General features: G+C 29.5%; 17 protein-coding genes, 1 other RNA gene and 1 riboswitch. Of the genes, 13 read left to right on the top strand and 5 right to left on the bottom strand.

The window, feature by feature from the left end:
* Window positions 1-380: 380 nt before the first annotated feature.
* The 5 genes from L1S46_RS17085 to L1S46_RS17065 all read left to right on the top strand — a co-directional run bounded on the left by L1S46_RS17085 (window position 381) and on the right by L1S46_RS17065 (window position 6,850).
* Window positions 381-752: a MerR family transcriptional regulator gene (locus L1S46_RS17085; protein ID WP_236895109.1), complete on the top strand. Its 372-nt coding sequence runs from the start codon at window positions 381-383 to the stop codon at window positions 750-752.
* Between the two features lie 73 nt (window positions 753-825).
* Window positions 826-2,289, top strand: a complete 1,464-nt coding sequence (locus L1S46_RS17080) for an MFS transporter (RefSeq protein WP_238900494.1) — start codon at window positions 826-828, stop codon at window positions 2,287-2,289.
* 162 nt (window positions 2,290-2,451) lie between these two features.
* Window positions 2,452-3,402: an MraY family glycosyltransferase gene (locus L1S46_RS17075; RefSeq protein ID WP_017211490.1), complete on the top strand. Its 951-nt coding sequence runs from the start codon at window positions 2,452-2,454 to the stop codon at window positions 3,400-3,402.
* Window positions 3,403-3,504: 102 nt separating this feature from the next.
* A riboswitch (SAM riboswitch) is annotated at window positions 3,505-3,613 on the top strand.
* 158 nt (window positions 3,614-3,771) lie between these two features.
* Complete coding sequence (locus L1S46_RS17070) at window positions 3,772-4,455, top strand: vitamin B12 dependent-methionine synthase activation domain-containing protein (RefSeq protein WP_238900493.1); 684 nt, start codon at window positions 3,772-3,774, stop codon at window positions 4,453-4,455.
* Window positions 4,445-6,850: a homocysteine S-methyltransferase family protein gene (locus L1S46_RS17065; RefSeq protein WP_238900492.1), complete on the top strand. Its 2,406-nt coding sequence runs from the start codon at window positions 4,445-4,447 to the stop codon at window positions 6,848-6,850. The genes L1S46_RS17070 and L1S46_RS17065 overlap by 11 nt, the downstream gene beginning before the upstream one ends.
* A 110-nt stretch (window positions 6,851-6,960) precedes the next feature.
* Here the strand turns inward: L1S46_RS17065 and L1S46_RS17060 are convergent, their stop codons facing one another.
* On the bottom strand, window positions 6,961-7,764 hold the full coding sequence (locus L1S46_RS17060; protein WP_238900491.1) for an MBL fold metallo-hydrolase: 804 nt from the start codon (window positions 7,762-7,764) through the stop codon (window positions 6,961-6,963).
* 248 nt (window positions 7,765-8,012) lie between these two features.
* Between L1S46_RS17060 and L1S46_RS17055 the strand changes: the two genes are divergently transcribed.
* The 4 genes from L1S46_RS17055 to ssrS all read left to right on the top strand — a co-directional run bounded on the left by L1S46_RS17055 (window position 8,013) and on the right by ssrS (window position 9,743).
* The gene (locus L1S46_RS17055) at window positions 8,013-8,561 is read left to right on the top strand and encodes a hypothetical protein (RefSeq protein WP_023974228.1); all 549 of its coding nucleotides are present in this window, start codon (window positions 8,013-8,015) and stop codon (window positions 8,559-8,561) included.
* A 271-nt stretch (window positions 8,562-8,832) separates the two neighbouring features.
* A complete protein-coding gene (locus L1S46_RS17050; RefSeq protein ID WP_011968737.1) occupies window positions 8,833-9,078 on the top strand; it encodes a DUF1292 domain-containing protein in 246 nt (81 codons plus the stop codon).
* Window positions 9,079-9,094: 16 nt separating this feature from the next.
* Entirely contained in the window at window positions 9,095-9,493 is a 399-nt protein-coding gene (locus tag L1S46_RS17045) for a hypothetical protein (RefSeq protein ID WP_238858537.1), read from the top strand.
* A gap of 56 nt (window positions 9,494-9,549) precedes the next feature.
* Window positions 9,550-9,743, top strand: a non-coding RNA gene (ssrS, locus tag L1S46_RS17040) — 6S RNA.
* 182 nt (window positions 9,744-9,925) lie between these two features.
* Here the strand turns inward: ssrS and L1S46_RS17035 are convergent.
* The gene (locus L1S46_RS17035) at window positions 9,926-10,138 is read right to left on the bottom strand and encodes a hypothetical protein (RefSeq protein ID WP_017211484.1); all 213 of its coding nucleotides are present in this window, start codon (window positions 10,136-10,138) and stop codon (window positions 9,926-9,928) included.
* 308 nt (window positions 10,139-10,446) lie between these two features.
* Between L1S46_RS17035 and L1S46_RS17030 the strand changes: the two genes are divergently transcribed.
* The 3 genes from L1S46_RS17030 to L1S46_RS17020 all read left to right on the top strand — a co-directional run bounded on the left by L1S46_RS17030 (window position 10,447) and on the right by L1S46_RS17020 (window position 13,056).
* On the top strand, window positions 10,447-10,644 hold the full coding sequence (locus tag L1S46_RS17030) for a DUF896 domain-containing protein (RefSeq protein WP_078115016.1): 198 nt from the start codon (window positions 10,447-10,449) through the stop codon (window positions 10,642-10,644).
* Window positions 10,645-10,650: 6 nt separating this feature from the next.
* Window positions 10,651-11,559: an HPr(Ser) kinase/phosphatase gene (gene hprK / locus L1S46_RS17025; RefSeq protein ID WP_011968740.1), complete on the top strand. Its 909-nt coding sequence runs from the start codon at window positions 10,651-10,653 to the stop codon at window positions 11,557-11,559.
* 99 nt (window positions 11,560-11,658) lie between these two features.
* Complete coding sequence (locus L1S46_RS17020; RefSeq protein ID WP_023974225.1) at window positions 11,659-13,056, top strand: aminopeptidase; 1,398 nt, start codon at window positions 11,659-11,661, stop codon at window positions 13,054-13,056.
* An 86-nt stretch (window positions 13,057-13,142) separates the two neighbouring features.
* Here the strand turns inward: L1S46_RS17020 and L1S46_RS17015 are convergent, their stop codons facing one another.
* Window positions 13,143-13,982: a PHP domain-containing protein gene (locus tag L1S46_RS17015; RefSeq protein ID WP_077305569.1), complete on the bottom strand. Its 840-nt coding sequence runs from the start codon at window positions 13,980-13,982 to the stop codon at window positions 13,143-13,145.
* A gap of 251 nt (window positions 13,983-14,233) precedes the next feature.
* On the bottom strand, window positions 14,234-14,716 hold the full coding sequence (locus L1S46_RS17010; protein WP_077831081.1) for a DUF4883 family protein: 483 nt from the start codon (window positions 14,714-14,716) through the stop codon (window positions 14,234-14,236).
* A gap of 144 nt (window positions 14,717-14,860) precedes the next feature.
* Between L1S46_RS17010 and L1S46_RS17005 the strand changes: the two genes are divergently transcribed.
* Window positions 14,861-15,883, top strand: coding sequence for a pyruvate kinase (locus L1S46_RS17005; RefSeq protein WP_077831080.1), 1,023 nt, complete (start codon window positions 14,861-14,863; stop codon window positions 15,881-15,883).
* A 164-nt stretch (window positions 15,884-16,047) separates the two neighbouring features.
* Here L1S46_RS17005 and L1S46_RS17000 read toward each other — a convergent pair whose 3' ends face one another.
* Complete coding sequence (locus L1S46_RS17000) at window positions 16,048-16,542, bottom strand: hypothetical protein (RefSeq protein WP_011968745.1); 495 nt, start codon at window positions 16,540-16,542, stop codon at window positions 16,048-16,050.
* Window positions 16,543-16,604 lie beyond the last annotated feature (62 nt).

Here is a 16,604-nt window from a genome sequence, read left to right as displayed (position 1 = left end):
CTTGGAATATATAATTTCTAAGAATATTTTCTTAAATAACCATTTGTAAAAATTAGTTATTCAACAACCTAATTTAAATATAAACATATGTTAATATTTAAATTTAAATCTATTGTTATTTTAAGAAAATCTGATTTTGAATTAAATGAATGGCTAGGATATAATGATATGACAATCAATCATCTTTACACTTGAATTGTAATTAAAAAGTGTAAAGAGTTTTTTTGTTTATATTTATAACTATTGAAGATCCGAAAAAACATCTTGACTTGGAGTTAACTTCAAGTGATAAGTTATATATGACAATAAAGATAGAAATAATGTATTCCTAAAAAGAATTGGATTGTAAAATTTCATTAAGTATTAAGGAGGTGATTTTTATGACAATTACTGAAGTAAGTCAAAAGTACGATATAACGGCAGATACACTGAGATATTACGAAAGAATCGGTTTGATTCCGCCGGTGTCTAGGAATTCGAGTGGTATAAGAGATTATACCGGGGAAGATTGTAATTGGGTTCATTTTATGAAGTGTATGCGTGGAGCAGGGCTTTCTATCGAAGTATTAATAGAGTATATATCAATGTTTCAAAAAGGAAGCTCTACAATTAATGCAAGAAAGGAACTTTTGATAGAACAACGCGGTAAGCTTGCCCAAAAGATTAAAGAAATGCAGCAAACCTTGGAACGGTTGGATAATAAAATTGATGGATATGAGGAGAGGATGCTGGCAAAGGAAAACAGTATTTAGCCGATTCATAATAAAGCATTTTTTTATGAATTACTGAATATAATAAGTTTAGCTAAGGAGGAATTTTTAGAGGATGAGTAAGAAAGGAACTTTGATTGTAACACTTGCGTTATTGCTGTCAAATGCAATGGCTGGTTTAGATGGAACAATTGTAAACACAGCATTACCAGCAATCATAAGTGATTTACATGGAATTCAATACATGGGGTGGATAGTAGCTGTTTTTTTATTAGGAATGGCAGTAGTGACTCCTCTTTGGAGCAAATTAGGAGAGCGTATTGGGAACCGAAGAACATATCAAATAGCCACATTATTATTCGCAATTGGTTCAATATTTCAGGCATTATCAAGTAATATAATTTTTTTTCTTATTGCAAGAACCATTATGGGAATAGGGGCAGGTGGAATGAACACTATCCCATTTATCATTTATGCAGATTTGTATACAAACTTAAGAAAGAGGGCTAAGGTCATTGGATATGCGACAGCAAGCTTTAGTGCAGCAGCAATTATAGGGCCTTTAATAGGCGGATGGATAGTTGATACTTTTAGTTGGCATTGGGTATTCTATATCAATGTCCCAATTGCAATTATCTCAATACTAAGTGTTCAAATTTTCTTTAAAGAGCCCCAAAAGATTTCTACGGTAGAAAAAATTGATTACTTAGGTGCTGTAATTATGATAGTTAGCTTGGTAACTCTTTTAACAGGTATTCAAATGATAGAGACAGCTTCATTAAGCTTGGTTAGTAGTTTGATTATTATAAGTCTTATTTTATTGATAGTACTATTTAAAGTTGAAGAAAAGGCAGCGGATCCTATAATACCTAATAGACTTTTTAAAAATGGGCCATTAGTAGTTGATTTCATATTATTTTCTCTTTTATGGGGCGCATTTGTTGCCTTTAATATATACATACCAATGTGGGCGCAAGGGTTATTAGGAGTAAGTGCTTTAATTGGAGGGGTGACTCAGATTCCAGGGTCTATTACTAATTTTCTGGGCTCAGTAGTTGGACCAGCTATGCAGCCAGGATTGGGTAAGTATCGTACAGTTGCTCTAGGAACATTAGCTTTTATAATTTCTTTTGGAATCATGGTATCAGCAGGATTAACTGTACCATTGTGGGTATTATTAATGGCTGGAGCATTTGAAGGGTTTGGTTTAGGTTTAAGTTTTAATATATTACAAATTAGTGTACAACAGGATGCCGAAAAACGAGATATTCCAATTGCAACATCATTTGCATACCTTTTACGTATTTTAAGTCAAACATTTATGTCATCAATATATGGAGTAATTTTAAATAATGCTTTAAATAAAGGTGTGGCTGAATCTCATGGCGAAGTCACTATTGAAGCGCTAAATAAATTAAGTGACTCCCAAAGCGCAGGAGATTTACCTAAAAATTTATTGCCACTTATGAAACAGATTATGTACGGTGGTTTACATAATATCATGTTAGTTGCATTAGTTTTGTTAGCTATTGCGTTAGTTTTTAATATTGGAATACAACTAAAGGTGAAAAAGAAGTAGTGTTTTAAGAGGAAAAAATTATGTTATTAGTTTTTAATTAGACCGTAATAATTTTGTAATTGATATAAGATATCTTTAATAGTATAATCAAATAGGAAGTAAACCAAGATGGAATACTTGGATATAATTTACTACTGTATATTTAACTAAGGAGTAGGAAAGATGGATTATGTATTAGCAATGGTAATTTCACTTATAACTGCATTAATTACCATGCCATTTCTTATGAAACTAGCTAACAAATTACATTTCACGGATAAGCCCAGCAAAAGAAAACAACATAAAGTGCCAACACCATTATGTGGAGGTTTAGCATTATATTTTGGCTTTTTTGTTTCGTATTTTATATTCCCAAGGGACGATATGAAGCAGCAATTAACTGTTTTTGTTGCAGCAACAATGATAATAATAATTGGTTTAATAGATGACTGGTATAAGACTAAAGGAAAAGAATTTGCTATATTTCCAAGATTAGTTATTCAGCTATTATCTGCAATCTTAGTGTTTAAGGCAGGTGTTTTTTTTCAAGGATTTACAAATCCTTTTACAGGCAGTTATGTAGAGTTGAACACTACAATACAATTTATCCTTACAATAACTTGGATATTTGGAGTTACAACTGTAATTAACTGGTCTGATGGTATGGATGGATTGGCAGGAGGGTTATCCCTCATATCTGCAATAACATTTTTCTTAGCAGCAATTATATTAGAACAAAGTGATTCTGCATTAGTATCTATAATGTTAGTTGGAACAATTTTGGGATTTTTGTATTATAATAGATTCCCGGCAAAAGTTTTTATGGGGGATTCTGGAGCTAATTTTTTAGGATTTATTTTAAGTATAACAGCATTGGAGGGGGCATTTAAACAGGCAACTGTTTTAAGTCTATTTATACCAATACTTGCTTTAGCAGTACCTATATTTGATAATTTATTTGTCATTATTAAAAGATTTTCGGAGGGCAAACCAGTGTATCAAGCAGATAGAAGCCAGATACATTTTAGATTAGAGAAAAGAGGTCTTACTACTGTACAAGTCGTAAATTATATAATGTTAATAAGTTTATCTTTTAGTGCGATTTCTATAATATTGCTATTGATTAAAAGATAAAGTTAGTATATTTAGACATTTTATATTTTAAGTGAAGTATTTAAAGTTAAAGATGAAACATTTACAAACAAGATATTATAATATATAATTAAAAAATGTAGGAACTTATCAAGAGTGGTGGAGGGACTGGCCCGAAGAAACCCAGCAACCGGTAAATTTTATAGAATTACTTGGTGCTAAATCCTGCAGCGTAAAAGCTGGTAGATAAGGTATTAAAAAGCATTTAAGCCTAAAGGAATACCTTTAGGCTTTTTTTGTTAAAATAAATTCTCAAAAAGAAAGATAATATAAATAATTGTGAAGAGTAACAATGAAAATTTATAGGACATGGTAATGCTTTGAGATTCGTAATAAGGTGGTGATTAATATATGGGAGATTTGAAACTACAGATAAACAAGAATGAAGTACTTAGGTATCTTGGATATAAAGGACAGGATATAGATGAAAATATTGTAAATCTTATTGAGGAATGTAGAGAAGAAATCAAGAAGATAATTACCCCAAGATTTATGTATGAATATAAAGATATAATACAGCTTGATGAGGCTATAGAGGTTGTTAATACAAAACTAATTTTATATGGAAAAGATATAAAAGAGCATCTTAAAGATTCAGAACATTGCGTATTAATGGCAGTAACTTTGGGAAATGATGTGGAAAGAAAAACGAGATTATATGAAAAAATAAATTTAACAAAGGCACTTATATTAGATGCTTGTGCTACAACGGCAGTAGAGGAAGTATGTGATTATGTAGAAAGGATTGTTAAGGAAAAAGCTATATTGAATAATAAGGATATAACTTTTAGGTATAGTCCAGGTTATGGAGATTTGCCGTTAGATGTTCAAAGTAGCTTTTTAAGGGCATTAGATGCTCAGAAAAAAATTGGACTTATTGTATCAGAAAATAATTTACTATTTCCCAGGAAATCTGTTACAGCAATAATAGGAATAATAAATAGTGGAAGTAAAAAGAAAATAAAGAGCTGCAAAAAATGTACTAACTATAAAAATTGCAGTTTTAGAAGAGAGGGAGAAATCTGTGGGGATTAGGGAATATATAAAAAATAACATATTAATATTTGATGGAGCTATGGGAACAATGCTTCAAAAGAAAGGACTGAAATTAGGAGAAAATCCTGAAATCTTAAATCTAAAAGAGCCACATATAATAGAAGAAATTCATAGAGAATATATATCTAGCGGTGCTAATGTAATAACTACTAATACTTTTGGTGCTAATGAGCTTAAACTAAAACTTTGTGGCTTAGTAGTTGAAGAAGCAATAGATGCGGCAGTTAATATCGCAAAAAAAGCTAAAGGAAATAGTGAAACATATATAGCACTGGATGTAGGTCCTATAGGGGAACTTTTAGAGCCTATGGGAACTCTAAGTTTTGACAGAGCGTATGAAATTTTTAAACGACAAATAATTCAAGGGGTTAAATCTGGTGTTGATATAATTTTAATTGAAACAATGACAGATTTATACGAACTTAAGGCCGCAGTGATTGCAGCAAAGGAAAATTCAAGTTTGCCAATATTTTGTACAATGACATTTGAAGAAAATTTGAGAACATTCACCGGATGTACTCCAGAAGCCATGGTACTTGTATTAGAAGGATTAGGAGTAGATGCACTTGGCGTTAATTGCTCTTTGGGGCCAAAGCAGCTAAAACCAATTGTTGAAGAGATATGCAGCTTATCACATATTCCAGTAATGGTTCAGCCTAATGCAGGACTTCCAACACTATCAATAGGCAATGAAACAAAATATGATGTTACTAAAGAAGAATTTGCAGATACTTTATGTGGATTAATTGACCTAGGGGTAAGAGTGATAGGTGGATGTTGTGGAACAAGTCCAGAATATATCGAGGAATTATATAAAATAACGAGAAATAAGAAACTTGTGTCCATGGAAAAAGAATATTATTCTGCAGTTTGTACACCGTCAAAAGTAGTAAGGATAGATGGTGTTAGAATAATAGGTGAACGAATTAACCCTACAGGCAAAAAGATATTTAAGGAAGCTTTAAAAAATGGAGATTTAGATTATATATTAAATCAAGCTGTTTCTCAAATAGAAGTTGGAGCTCACATTCTAGATGTTAATGTAGGATTACCTGAAATTGATGAAGCAGATATGATGCATAAAGTAATTAGAGAGATTCAAGGCATCATGGATACACCACTTCAAATAGATTCTTCTGATCATAAAGCAATAGAGACAGGGCTCAGATATTATAATGGAAAACCTATATTGAATTCTGTAAATGGAGAAGATGAAGTTTTAGATAGAATACTTCCTATAGTAAAAAAATACGGCGCAAGTGTAGTAGGTTTAACATTAGATGAAAGAGGTATTCCAGCAAAAGCAGAAGAAAGATTTGAGATTGCAGAGAAAATAATAAGTAAAGCAGCGGAATACGGAATAAGAAAAGAAGATGTATTTATAGACTGTTTAGTTTTAACTGTGTCAGCTCAGCAGAAAGAAGTTCAAGAAACTTTAAAAGCTGTAAGAATGGTTAAAGAGAAATTAGGAGTTAAAACAGTACTTGGAGTTTCAAATATATCGTTTGGCCTTCCTAATAGAGAATTAATTAATGAAACTTTCTTGGCGCTGGCTCTTGCCAATGGGCTAGATTTACCAATAATTAATCCTAATATGAATGGAATGACTAGAGTTATTGATTCATATAATGTTTTATATAATCATGATAAAGGCGCTGAAAGTTATATTAATAATTATGCAAATGTAGAATTATCAAGAGAAGTCACTATTAAAGGTAATGGATCAGTAAAGAGTAATTCAAATACAAATACAGTTCATGATTTAAAGTATATTGTCGTTAAAGGACTAAAAGAAGAGGCGAAGCAAGCTACTGTTGAATTATTAAAAGAAAAGAAGGAGCTTGAAATAGTTAATGAGTATTTAATTCCAGCGTTAGATATGGTTGGAGAAAAATATGAAAAAGGGGAACTTTTTTTACCGCAGCTAATTCAAGCAGCTGAAACAGTAAAAAATTCATTTAGCATTTTGAAGGAAGAAATATCTAGAACTAATTCTCAAACTATATCAAAGGGTAAGATAATTGTAGCTACAGTAAAAGGAGATATTCATGATATAGGTAAAAATATAGTAAAAGTTATCTTAGAAAACTATGGCTATGAAATGATAGATTTAGGGAAAGATGTACCTATAAAAACTGTTGTAGAGGAAGCGAAAAAACATAATGCATCTTTAATTGGATTAAGTGCTCTTATGACAACGACACTTAAAAGCATGGAGGAAACAATAAAAGCGCTAAGAGAAGATGGGTACAATGGAAAGATATTTGTTGGTGGAGCAGTACTTACAAAAGATACAGCAGAAAGAATAGGTGCAGACTTCTATGCCAAAGATGCAAAGGAATCAGTAGAAATTGCAAGAAGAGTACTTTCATAGTAAATATAAATTCAAAAATTAGTATTTAAAAGGTTGTCCCATGCGTTTGAAGTGCATGAAACAGCCTTTTTATTTATGAGAAATTTATACTAAAGCTAAATTATAAAATATTATAATTCTATTATATCTAAATCATCAGGCATGTATATCTTTCCGCTGAATTCCTCTTCACCTTCATTTATGTACAAATCTTTTCTATTCTTTAGATTTTTATCTTCTGTATGATATAAAATAACATTTTTAACATTTAGATCTTGCGCATTTTTACAAGCATCTTTTACAGTAGCATGATGCTTTTCATATGGTTTAAATATTTCTTTTTGAGAATAAAGGCAAAATGCTTCGTGGAATAAATAATCTACATTTTCACAATGCTTCTTTACAGTTTCTCTATAAGGTTCGTCACCTAAAAATGTTAAAGATTTACCGTTTTTTAATGTTGTTGTAAATCCATGCTGAAGATCTTTCGTGCTTTTTATATCAAAGAAAGTAGTTTGTCTATTTAATATAGTCGTTGTATAGTTATCTTCAATTTCATTAAAGAATATTCTAGTATCAAATAATTTTAAAAATTTATTTTGAAGTACAAATGAAGAAATTGATTTTATAGCATCTATTGAAGTTTTGTGGCAATAGATATTGAAATTTTCGGAGTATTTATCATTTATTATACTTTGTGCTACAGCACGAATGACCCAAATACTTCCTAGTATATGATCATTATGATTATGAGATATGAACATATTATGTATTTTATTAATTGGTATATTTAACTTTTCTAGATTTGATAGTATTGTATTGCCACCACCTGCATCAATAAGGAAGTGTTCATCTTCATTAGAGAAAGTAAAACAGGTATTATAGCATTTTGTAACCATTGCTGAACCAGTGCCGAGAACATATATTTTTTCCATAGTAAATCTCCTTGTATAAATATAAAATTTTTAAAGATAATATGAGTAAAGATCACTGAATATTAAATTTAACATAATTACAATTATAAGAGTTAAATGAAATAAATTCAATATTATGATAGTGTTACATAAGTTAGCCTAAGTTTGATATATAAATACAAATATATTTTGTTAAATGCATTTACTTATAATTAGACATGCTATATACTAGTGTATATACATGTGATGCAAGAGGAGGAGAAAATATAATGAATAATAAAATAAAACAAATGGTGTATGCCGGATTACTTACAGCATTAGCAATAATAATTCCTATTCAGTTTGGATTTTTAAGAATAGTTATTCCACCATACTTTACTGCAACATTAGCGGCTCATGTACCTATGATGTTATCAATGTTGATATCGCCTTTTGTGGCAGCTGTAGTTGGAATAGGTTCTACAATTGGGTTTTTAATAGCTGGAACACCAGCACCAGTAGTGGCAAGGGCAGCAACTCATATAGTTGTAGGATATGTTGGAGCAATGATAATTATGAAAAATAAAAGCTATGTTAAGGCAATAGCAATAACAGCTCCAATCCATGGAATCTTAGAGGCTTTAGTTACAATACCATTTATAGGATTTTCGGTTGCGGTTTATCCTGCATTGATCATTACAGTTGTTGGTGCAATATTGCATCATTCAGCAGATAGCATAATAGCATATGCAATAGTTAAAGCTATGGCAAAAGCAAGAAAGAAAAACATTTATAATGTTTTTGGAGAATTCAAGACTCAAAGAGCTTTACAGAGATAAGGATAATTAGTACTTATAATTTATAGAATATAATAGAGCTGTTCATATTTAAAGCTGAGTGCATTATATTTAGATGCATTCAGCTTTGTTTTTTAAAATTATATGGAAAGTTATAGAAAATAATAAAAAAGATATAGACAAAAATACTAAATATCATATAATAAGGATAGAATAAATTTAAAGTTGTAAAATTGAGAAGTATGTTAAATGTTATTTGACTAAGAATCTTAAGAAAAACAATTTCAAATTAGAATACAATGAGGTGAACATTTTGGAAGAAAAAGAAATAATGTCGTTTAAAGATGAAAATGGAAATAAAGTTGATTTTGAAGCTATTGCAAAGATATATTTAGAGGAACAAGGATATTTGTTACTATCACCAGTAGATGAAAAGTGTGATGATATGTTTGCATTTAGAATAGATATTAATGAAGAAGGCAATGAAGAATTAAACCTTGTGGAAGATGATAAGGAATTTGAGGAAATAAAGAAAGAATATAAGAAATTATTGTATTAAATAGGAGTGAAATTTAATGAAGAGTTCAGAAATAATTGATTTTTTGGAAGACAATGATTTAGCAGAGGTTGAAGAAATAAAACACAAAAGCAATTATGTGATAATAAAATTTTATTATGACTTTGACAAAGAAGAATTAAGCGCTGCAAAAGCATACTCAACTGAAGAAAGTGATTTTGAACCCGAAAGTGATGAATGGTATAACGAATATTACATTCCTTACTTAAGAGATATTGCCGTAGATAATGTAGAATCAATAATGGAAGAAATATCAGATGAGTTTGAACTAGAATCTAAATATAAAGAATTCGGAATGGAAAATGGGAATAGTGGATATTTCAAGTTTATAGCAGCATTTTCTGAAGAGTTAACAGATGTAGAAATGGAAGATATTTTAAACGATTACTATGAGTAAAACTGGTATTAAAATACTATTGAAAATATATTTCCTTATGTTATAATTAAATCATAGATTTCCTGAGATGTACGTAAAGCTTATGATATTCAACCTACATGACATTATCGGGATTTACAACATATTCATAAATGTCAGGCTTCATTAAAAGCACAGTATTGTGTCAGTAGAAGACAGGAATGAATTGAGTTTAACCCACCTGCGAGGCGCAGGACTTGAATATATAGGTGAACGGCATGTTGGGAGCTATGATTGAATTCAACACCTCTATTAGAGGTGTTTTTTTATGTACAATAAAATATAAACTAAAAAGAAAATACCAAACCTATATCTAGTTTGGTATTCAGTTATATTAACATAAAACTAAAGTTATAATTAAATATTCTAGTTCTTATAAAGTAGCTATTTTTATATTTTATTTATTGCTATATTTTAAGCAGCTATGTTTTTTACAGATTTAGAGTTATGTTGCTTATAATATATTGAAATCAATTCTTTTTGATATAAGACAATGTACTTGTCCAAATTTTGAGATAAATCAACTATAAATGTTTTACTTGGTGAAAAAAACAATAATAATAAGTTAAGCAGGTTTTTCCTAAGTACAATATTACATTTTAGTTTAAAAATTACCCAAGTTTTCATACTAACACCTCTTTTTATCAGACTTGGTTTTTGTTATATGATTATTATAAACAAGAAAAGAAAATTTGTAAAAATATTTCATAATACAATTAATGACAATAATTTGCAGAAATGTTTAATAAAACGGTTAATAATTTGTTTTTCTAGTAGATTCATACCTGCATAGAACATAATTGTATATATTTTACAGGCAAAGTGTTCGACAAACGATTACGAAGAAGAATAAATGGTGTCGAAAAAATTCGGGTTGATTATATTATTTTAAATGGTAAAATTATTGATATACGGATAGAAAGGATGAAAATATGATGGACATTGAAAATGCTAAAATAGAAGAAGTTATAGAGAAAATCAATTCATTATATAAGACTAGTCAAGAAAGAGAATTAAGTAATGAAGAGAAGGATTTGCAAAGTAGATTAAGAAAAAGATATATAGATAATGTTAAGAAAAATTTTAGAGCGCAATTAGAAGGTATAGAACTTAACAATAAGAAAAAGGGATGATGATAATTGGGTGTTTTAGTTAAAAAGTTAATTGATGATTTAAACTTAGAAGTGCTTGTAGAAGGAAAAGAAGATGTTGAAATTTCAGTAAATGATATAAATAGACCGGGGCTACAGCTTGCAGGCTTTTATAATTATTTTGCTCCAGAGAGAATCCAGGTTATAGGTAAAGCAGAATGGAGCTTCTTAGATTATATGCAAATTGAATTAAGGAAAAAAAGAGTTAAAAAATATTTTAGCTTTGACATAAATTGCTTAATCATAACTAGAGGATTGGAGCCACATCCAGAGTTTATAAAGGAAGCGAAAAAGCACAATATATGGTTTGTTAGAAGTAATTTAGTTACTACACAATTTATAAGCAAAACTACAATATATCTAGCTGATAAGCTTGCGCCAGAAACAAGATTGCATGGAGTTTTGGTAGATGTATCTGGTATAGGAATATTGATTACTGGAGAGAGTGGAATAGGAAAGAGTGAAACTGCATTAGAGTTGATAAAAAGGGGACATAGACTTGTCACAGATGATGCAGTTGATATAAAAGACATAGATGGACAGCTAATAGGAAGATCACCTAAAATAACTGTTGGAATGTTAGAGGTTAGAGGCCTTGGGATAATTGATGTTACAACCTTATATGGATTAAGTTCAGTAGTTCAAGAGAAAGAGATAAGGCTAGTTATGCATTTTGAACATTGGAAAGATGACAATGATTATGATAGGCTAGGAATAGATAATGAATATATGAATATACTAGGAATTAACGTGAAGAAATTAACGGTTCCTATTAGACCAGGTAGAAATATCGCGGTTATTATAGAAGCGGCAGCAGTAAATTATAGACACGCATTAATGTCTAAAATTACACCAGTTGATGTAATAGAAAATAGAATGAATGAGCTTAATGATTAATATAGTATGTAACTATTTTTACATAACTCAAGTCTAAGTAAATGATTTGAAATGCTTAGAAGATGAGATATATATTTATCATCAAAAGGAGGATTGACTATGGAAAATGAAAAAAAAGATTTAAGCAAAAATGCATGGAATAAATATGATGAGAAAGAAGTTCAAAGCATATTCGAGTTTTGTGAAGGATATAAGAATTTTATGTCTAAATGTAAAACTGAAAGAGAATGTGTTAAGGAAGTACTTAGATTAGCTAAAGCTGAAGGCTATGAAGATATAGAGGAAATTATAAAAAATAATAAACAATTAAAACCAGGCGACAAGGTTTTTGCAAATAACAAAGGAAAAGCTGTTGCGTTGTTTATTGTAGGAAGTGAATCTATAGAAAAGGGGCTAAAGATATTAGGAGCTCACATTGATTCGCCAAGATTAGATTTAAAGCAAAATCCACTTTATGAAGATAGTGAGTTAGCATTACTTGATACGCATTATTACGGTGGAATTAAAAAATACCAATGGGTTACATTGCCACTAGCATTACACGGAGTGGTAGCAAAGAAAGATGGTACTGTAATAGATATTTGCATAGGTGAAGATGATAATGATCCTGTTGTTGGAGTATCTGATCTTTTAATTCACTTAGCAGGAGATCAAATGGGCAAAAAAGCTGACAAAGTAGTAGAAGGTGAAGATCTTAATGTATTAGTTGGAAGTATGCCTTTAAAGGGAAGCAAAAAAGATGCTGTTAAGGGAAATATATTAAAGTTATTAAAAGAAAAATATGATTTTGAAGAAGAAGACTTTTTATCTGCTGAAATTGAGATTGTACCAGCTGGAAAGGCTAGAGATTATGGTTTAGATAGAAGTATGGTTATGGCTTATGGGCATGATGATAGAGTATGTTCATATACTTCACTAATGGCTATGTTTGAAATAAAAGAGCCTGATAAAACTTGCTGCTGTCTATTGGTTGACAAAGAAGAAGTAGGTAGTATCGGAGCAACTGGAATGCACTCAAGATTTTTTGAAAATATAGTTGCAGAAATCATTGATAGAATTGAGGGATATTCTGATCTTAAATTAAGAAGATGTCTTACTAATTCAAAGATGCTATCATCCGATGTTAGTGCAGCTTTTGATCCTAATTACCCATCAGTAATGGAAAAGAAGAATTCTGCATTCTTTGGAAAAGGAATGGTATTTAACAAATATACTGGAGCTAGAGGAAAATCAGGTTCTAATGATGCTAGTGCTGAGTATATGGCAGAGCTTAGAAATATAATGGAAAAGCATAATGTTTCAATTCAAACTGCAGAGCTTGGAAAAGTTGATGCTGGTGGCGGTGGAACAATTGCATATATATTAGCTCAATACAATATGGAAGTAATAGATTGTGGAGTTGCACTTCACAATATGCATGCACCTTGGGAAGTTGCAAGTAAAGTTGATATATTTGAAACAATGAATGGATATAAAGCTTTTTTAATAGAGGCTTAATCTCAATAAATTAAGAAAAAAGATATTATCAAGTCTAAGGACTGATAATATCTTTTTTTATTGACAGTTAATTTAATCACCTAATATTATAATAGTGGTAGATCTAAAGCGGATAGAAATTTCGATAGATAGTTACTAGGAAATTGCATACAGCCAATGTCCCCATGACGATCATCTGATTCTAAATCACCGTGAAAATCGGAACCACAAGAAACTAACAAATTGTGTTCATCTGCTAAAGATAGGAATCTGGAAGTTTCATCTTGTGTATTTTGAAAATAAATTGATTCAATCCCATCAAAATTCATTAGCAATAATTCATCAATATTAGAATCATTTATTAATTTAGGGTGAGCTAAGAATACAAGAGCATTATATCTTTTTAGTAATTTCAATCCGTCGCTAGTAGAAAGTTTTAAGGTTGGGACATATGCCTTACAACCTTTCCCAATAAATTTATTGAAAATTTCCTCTAGGTTATAAGGATATCCACAATTAACTATTTCTCTAGCAATATGAGGCCTTGCAATAGTATCATTAGCTTCTTTTAGAATTTTTTCAAAACTAACTTCTATGTCAAATTCATCTTTAAGCTTATCAACCATAAGTTTAGCTCTCATTATTCTATGATCCTTAATATTAGTTAATTCTCTAATAAGATCATCATTTTTAAAGTTATTATCTCTAAAGAATCCCAAAAGATGTACACTTTCATTATTGTGTTGAGTTGATAATTCAATTCCAGGAATTAGCGTGATATCATATTTTAAGCTTTCTTCAATAGCTTTATCTAAACCACTTAAGGTATCATGATCAGTTATAGCTAAGTACTTAACATTGTTATCATGAGCCCTTTTAACCACTTCCTTAGGGGATAATGTTCCATCTGAAGAAGATGTATGAACGTGAAAGTCCACTTTAAGCATATAATTTAACCTCCAATTTAATTTAAGGTTTATAGTAATAAAATTATCTAATTTATTGTAGATTAACTTGGAATAATATAAAAATATGTTATGCAAATTTTAATAATATAATCATATCATAAGATACTTATACAAGTATACTAAAATAAAACTTAGTGGCGGATATTTATAACTTAAGTTAATATTCACATTTTCTAACTTATGTGTATATAAATTAAAACAATTGTACCCTGATCTTTTTATAAAAATATCTATTTTGATAAAGGTTTATTAGCTATATGATTACAAAAATCGAATGGATTGTATCTTAGCGGTAAATCTTTAATTGATATAATATCTTCCTTATAATTCCCATCCCAAGGTGAAACTGATATAGTTGAATCATTAAAAATCCTAAATAGATACTGACTATTATCTTCAAAAAGTATTTTTATTCTGAAAGGTTCTTTTGTATCAACTGATTCGTCAGAATAATTAACAGTTGTTAGAGCTGAAACAAAATCTTCAATTATTGAATTTTCTTCACTTGGAACCTCTATTTCCTTATATAGATTAGTATCAAATACATAAAGAGTGAAGTTTTGATTATTTAAAATTTTAGCTTTAATTTCATCAATATAATAATGATTACTTGGTTTTACTGAAAAGTTTATGTATTTAGGACTTTGAAGAGCACAGCTGCTCAAGGTGAAACAGAGAAATAAAATTGTGAAAGCAAAAGTTAATTTTTTCAAAAGTATACCTCCTAGAAATACGTTATATACTATTAAATTTATTCTTTTAGTTATTTTTTAGAACTTTTCAGTTAGCCAATAAGTGATAATTACGAAGATTCTATAATATGAATAAAAAGTAGTGATAATTTGGGAGATTAGTTTATGTATATAATAGGAACGGTAGGCCCTAATGTAAAAGATAGAGCAGTACTTAAAGGGATAATAGAGAGTGGAGTAAATGCTTTACGATTTAACTTTATACACGGAAGCGCAGAAGAATTTTTAGGATTTTTAAAAATGGCTAAAGATATAAAGAGTGATATCCAAGTAATGCTAGATCTTTCAGGAACTAAGGTAAGAGTATCTGGTAAATTCCAATATATTTTCAAAGTTTATAATGGAGAAGTAATTTATTTTTGTGGAGAAGACAAATATAGTGAAGTAGTAAAAAATAGTAAAAATAAAATTAAAGTTATCCCATTAAATATAAAAAATAAAATTTTGAATGAAAAAGATTATAAACAAATAGGAATAAAGGACAATACGATGACTTTTGATATCGTAGATAAAGTTGATGGACTAATAAAGGCAACTACAATTCGGGGAGGAGTTATTAGAAAATGGAAGGGTTGTAATATAAAGAATCTTGAAAGAAAAGAGTTGCCACTAAATGAAAATGATAAGGACGCAATAGTTTGGGGAGTTAACAATAAAGTAGATATAATATGCCAATCGTTCGTTGAGGAAAAGAAAGATATTGATGATGTTAAATTATTTCTAAATAACAGAAAATCAAATCAATTTAAGCCTAAAATTTGGGCTAAAATAGAAACATTAAATGGAGTTAATAATATAAAAAGCATTTTAGGTGAAGCAGATGGAATTGTTATAGGCAGAGGTGATTTGATTCCAGAAACATCTATAGAAGATACTCCTATTTATGAAGAAAGAATAATAAAAGAAGTTCTAGGAGATAAAGATAAGGAGATAATTATAGCTACGCATATCCTTAATAGCATGAAAAATGGAAAAATGCCATCGATTTCAGAGGTAGAGAGCATATATAATTTCATAAAAATCGGAGCTACTGGATTTCTTTTGGCAGGGGAAACGTCAATAGGAAAAGCACCTATAAGAACAGTAGAATTTCTAAATAATTTGATTATAAAATATAGAAATATATGAGCAGTAATAAAAAAGTCCAAGCGATTATGAAATAGCGGAAATCAATTAATCATGAAAGTAATTGAAATGATATTAGTTAGACTGAGTATATTAAAAAGTATATATAAATATGTATTAAGAGTATAAGAAATAAATATGATTTATTTCTTATACTCTTAATTTGTCTATATGTTATTATGTATTCGCTTCAAATAGAAACTTATGATAATAGTCAATGCGTAATCATAAACTAAAAGTACAATTTGCCCAGCAATCCATATCATATATAAAGGATAATCAATGTTAAAATCGACTAAAAGATTAGTAAAAATAAAATAAATTACTAGAAGTGATGCATTAAAAGCGATTAATTTAAAAAATAATTCCAGTGGAATATTTCTAAGTTTTTCTGAAAAATATTTTACTATTCCATAAATCCCAAAGAATGATATATAATAGACGGCAATATTGGTTGGAATCAAAAATAAACTAAGAATACTTGAGGCTACATAAACTAATATAGTATTTTTTATTGAAGTTCTTATTATTGAGATAGGAATTAAGCAAGAAGCTATTGTCAATATTGTTAAAGTGCTTACTGGAAGTATAGAAGCAGCATAAAGTACAATTAATGTTAATGCTATAGTTATTCCGTTTTCAGCTATATATTTTGCCTTCATAAGATATTCACCTCACTAAATAAATGCAACTTATATATATGTTCTAAAAAGTTTAATTCATA

Origin of the sequence: Clostridium sp. YIM B02500, assembly GCF_022324665.1 — a bacterium.
GTDB lineage: Bacteria > Bacillota > Clostridia > Clostridiales > Clostridiaceae > Clostridium > Clostridium beijerinckii.
The sequence above is the reverse complement of the archived record's forward strand: the minus strand, read 5'-3'. Positions and strand labels throughout refer to the sequence as shown.

What these genes read in the sequence shown, in the direction of transcription:
- L1S46_RS17055 (WP_023974228.1), top strand. Translation starts at nt 8,013, where the DNA reads ATGAATAATAAAATAAAACAAATGGTGTATGCCGGATTACTTACAGCA.
- L1S46_RS17035 (WP_017211484.1), bottom strand. Translation starts at nt 10,138, where the DNA reads ATGAAAACTTGGGTAATTTTTAAACTAAAATGTAATATTGTACTTAGG.
- L1S46_RS17000 (WP_011968745.1), bottom strand. Translation starts at nt 16,542, where the DNA reads ATGAAGGCAAAATATATAGCTGAAAACGGAATAACTATAGCATTAACA.
- L1S46_RS17030 (WP_078115016.1), top strand. Translation starts at nt 10,447, where the DNA reads ATGGACATTGAAAATGCTAAAATAGAAGAAGTTATAGAGAAAATCAAT.
- L1S46_RS17075 (WP_017211490.1), top strand. Translation starts at nt 2,452, where the DNA reads ATGGATTATGTATTAGCAATGGTAATTTCACTTATAACTGCATTAATT.
- L1S46_RS17080 (WP_238900494.1), top strand. Translation starts at nt 826, where the DNA reads ATGAGTAAGAAAGGAACTTTGATTGTAACACTTGCGTTATTGCTGTCA.
- L1S46_RS17085 (WP_236895109.1), top strand. Translation starts at nt 381, where the DNA reads ATGACAATTACTGAAGTAAGTCAAAAGTACGATATAACGGCAGATACA.
- L1S46_RS17020 (WP_023974225.1), top strand. Translation starts at nt 11,659, where the DNA reads ATGGAAAATGAAAAAAAAGATTTAAGCAAAAATGCATGGAATAAATAT.
- L1S46_RS17015 (WP_077305569.1), bottom strand. Translation starts at nt 13,982, where the DNA reads ATGCTTAAAGTGGACTTTCACGTTCATACATCTTCTTCAGATGGAACA.
- L1S46_RS17060 (WP_238900491.1), bottom strand. Translation starts at nt 7,764, where the DNA reads ATGGAAAAAATATATGTTCTCGGCACTGGTTCAGCAATGGTTACAAAA.
- L1S46_RS17070 (WP_238900493.1), top strand. Translation starts at nt 3,772, where the DNA reads ATGGGAGATTTGAAACTACAGATAAACAAGAATGAAGTACTTAGGTAT.
- L1S46_RS17005 (WP_077831080.1), top strand. Translation starts at nt 14,861, where the DNA reads ATGTATATAATAGGAACGGTAGGCCCTAATGTAAAAGATAGAGCAGTA.
- L1S46_RS17045 (WP_238858537.1), top strand. Translation starts at nt 9,095, where the DNA reads ATGAAGAGTTCAGAAATAATTGATTTTTTGGAAGACAATGATTTAGCA.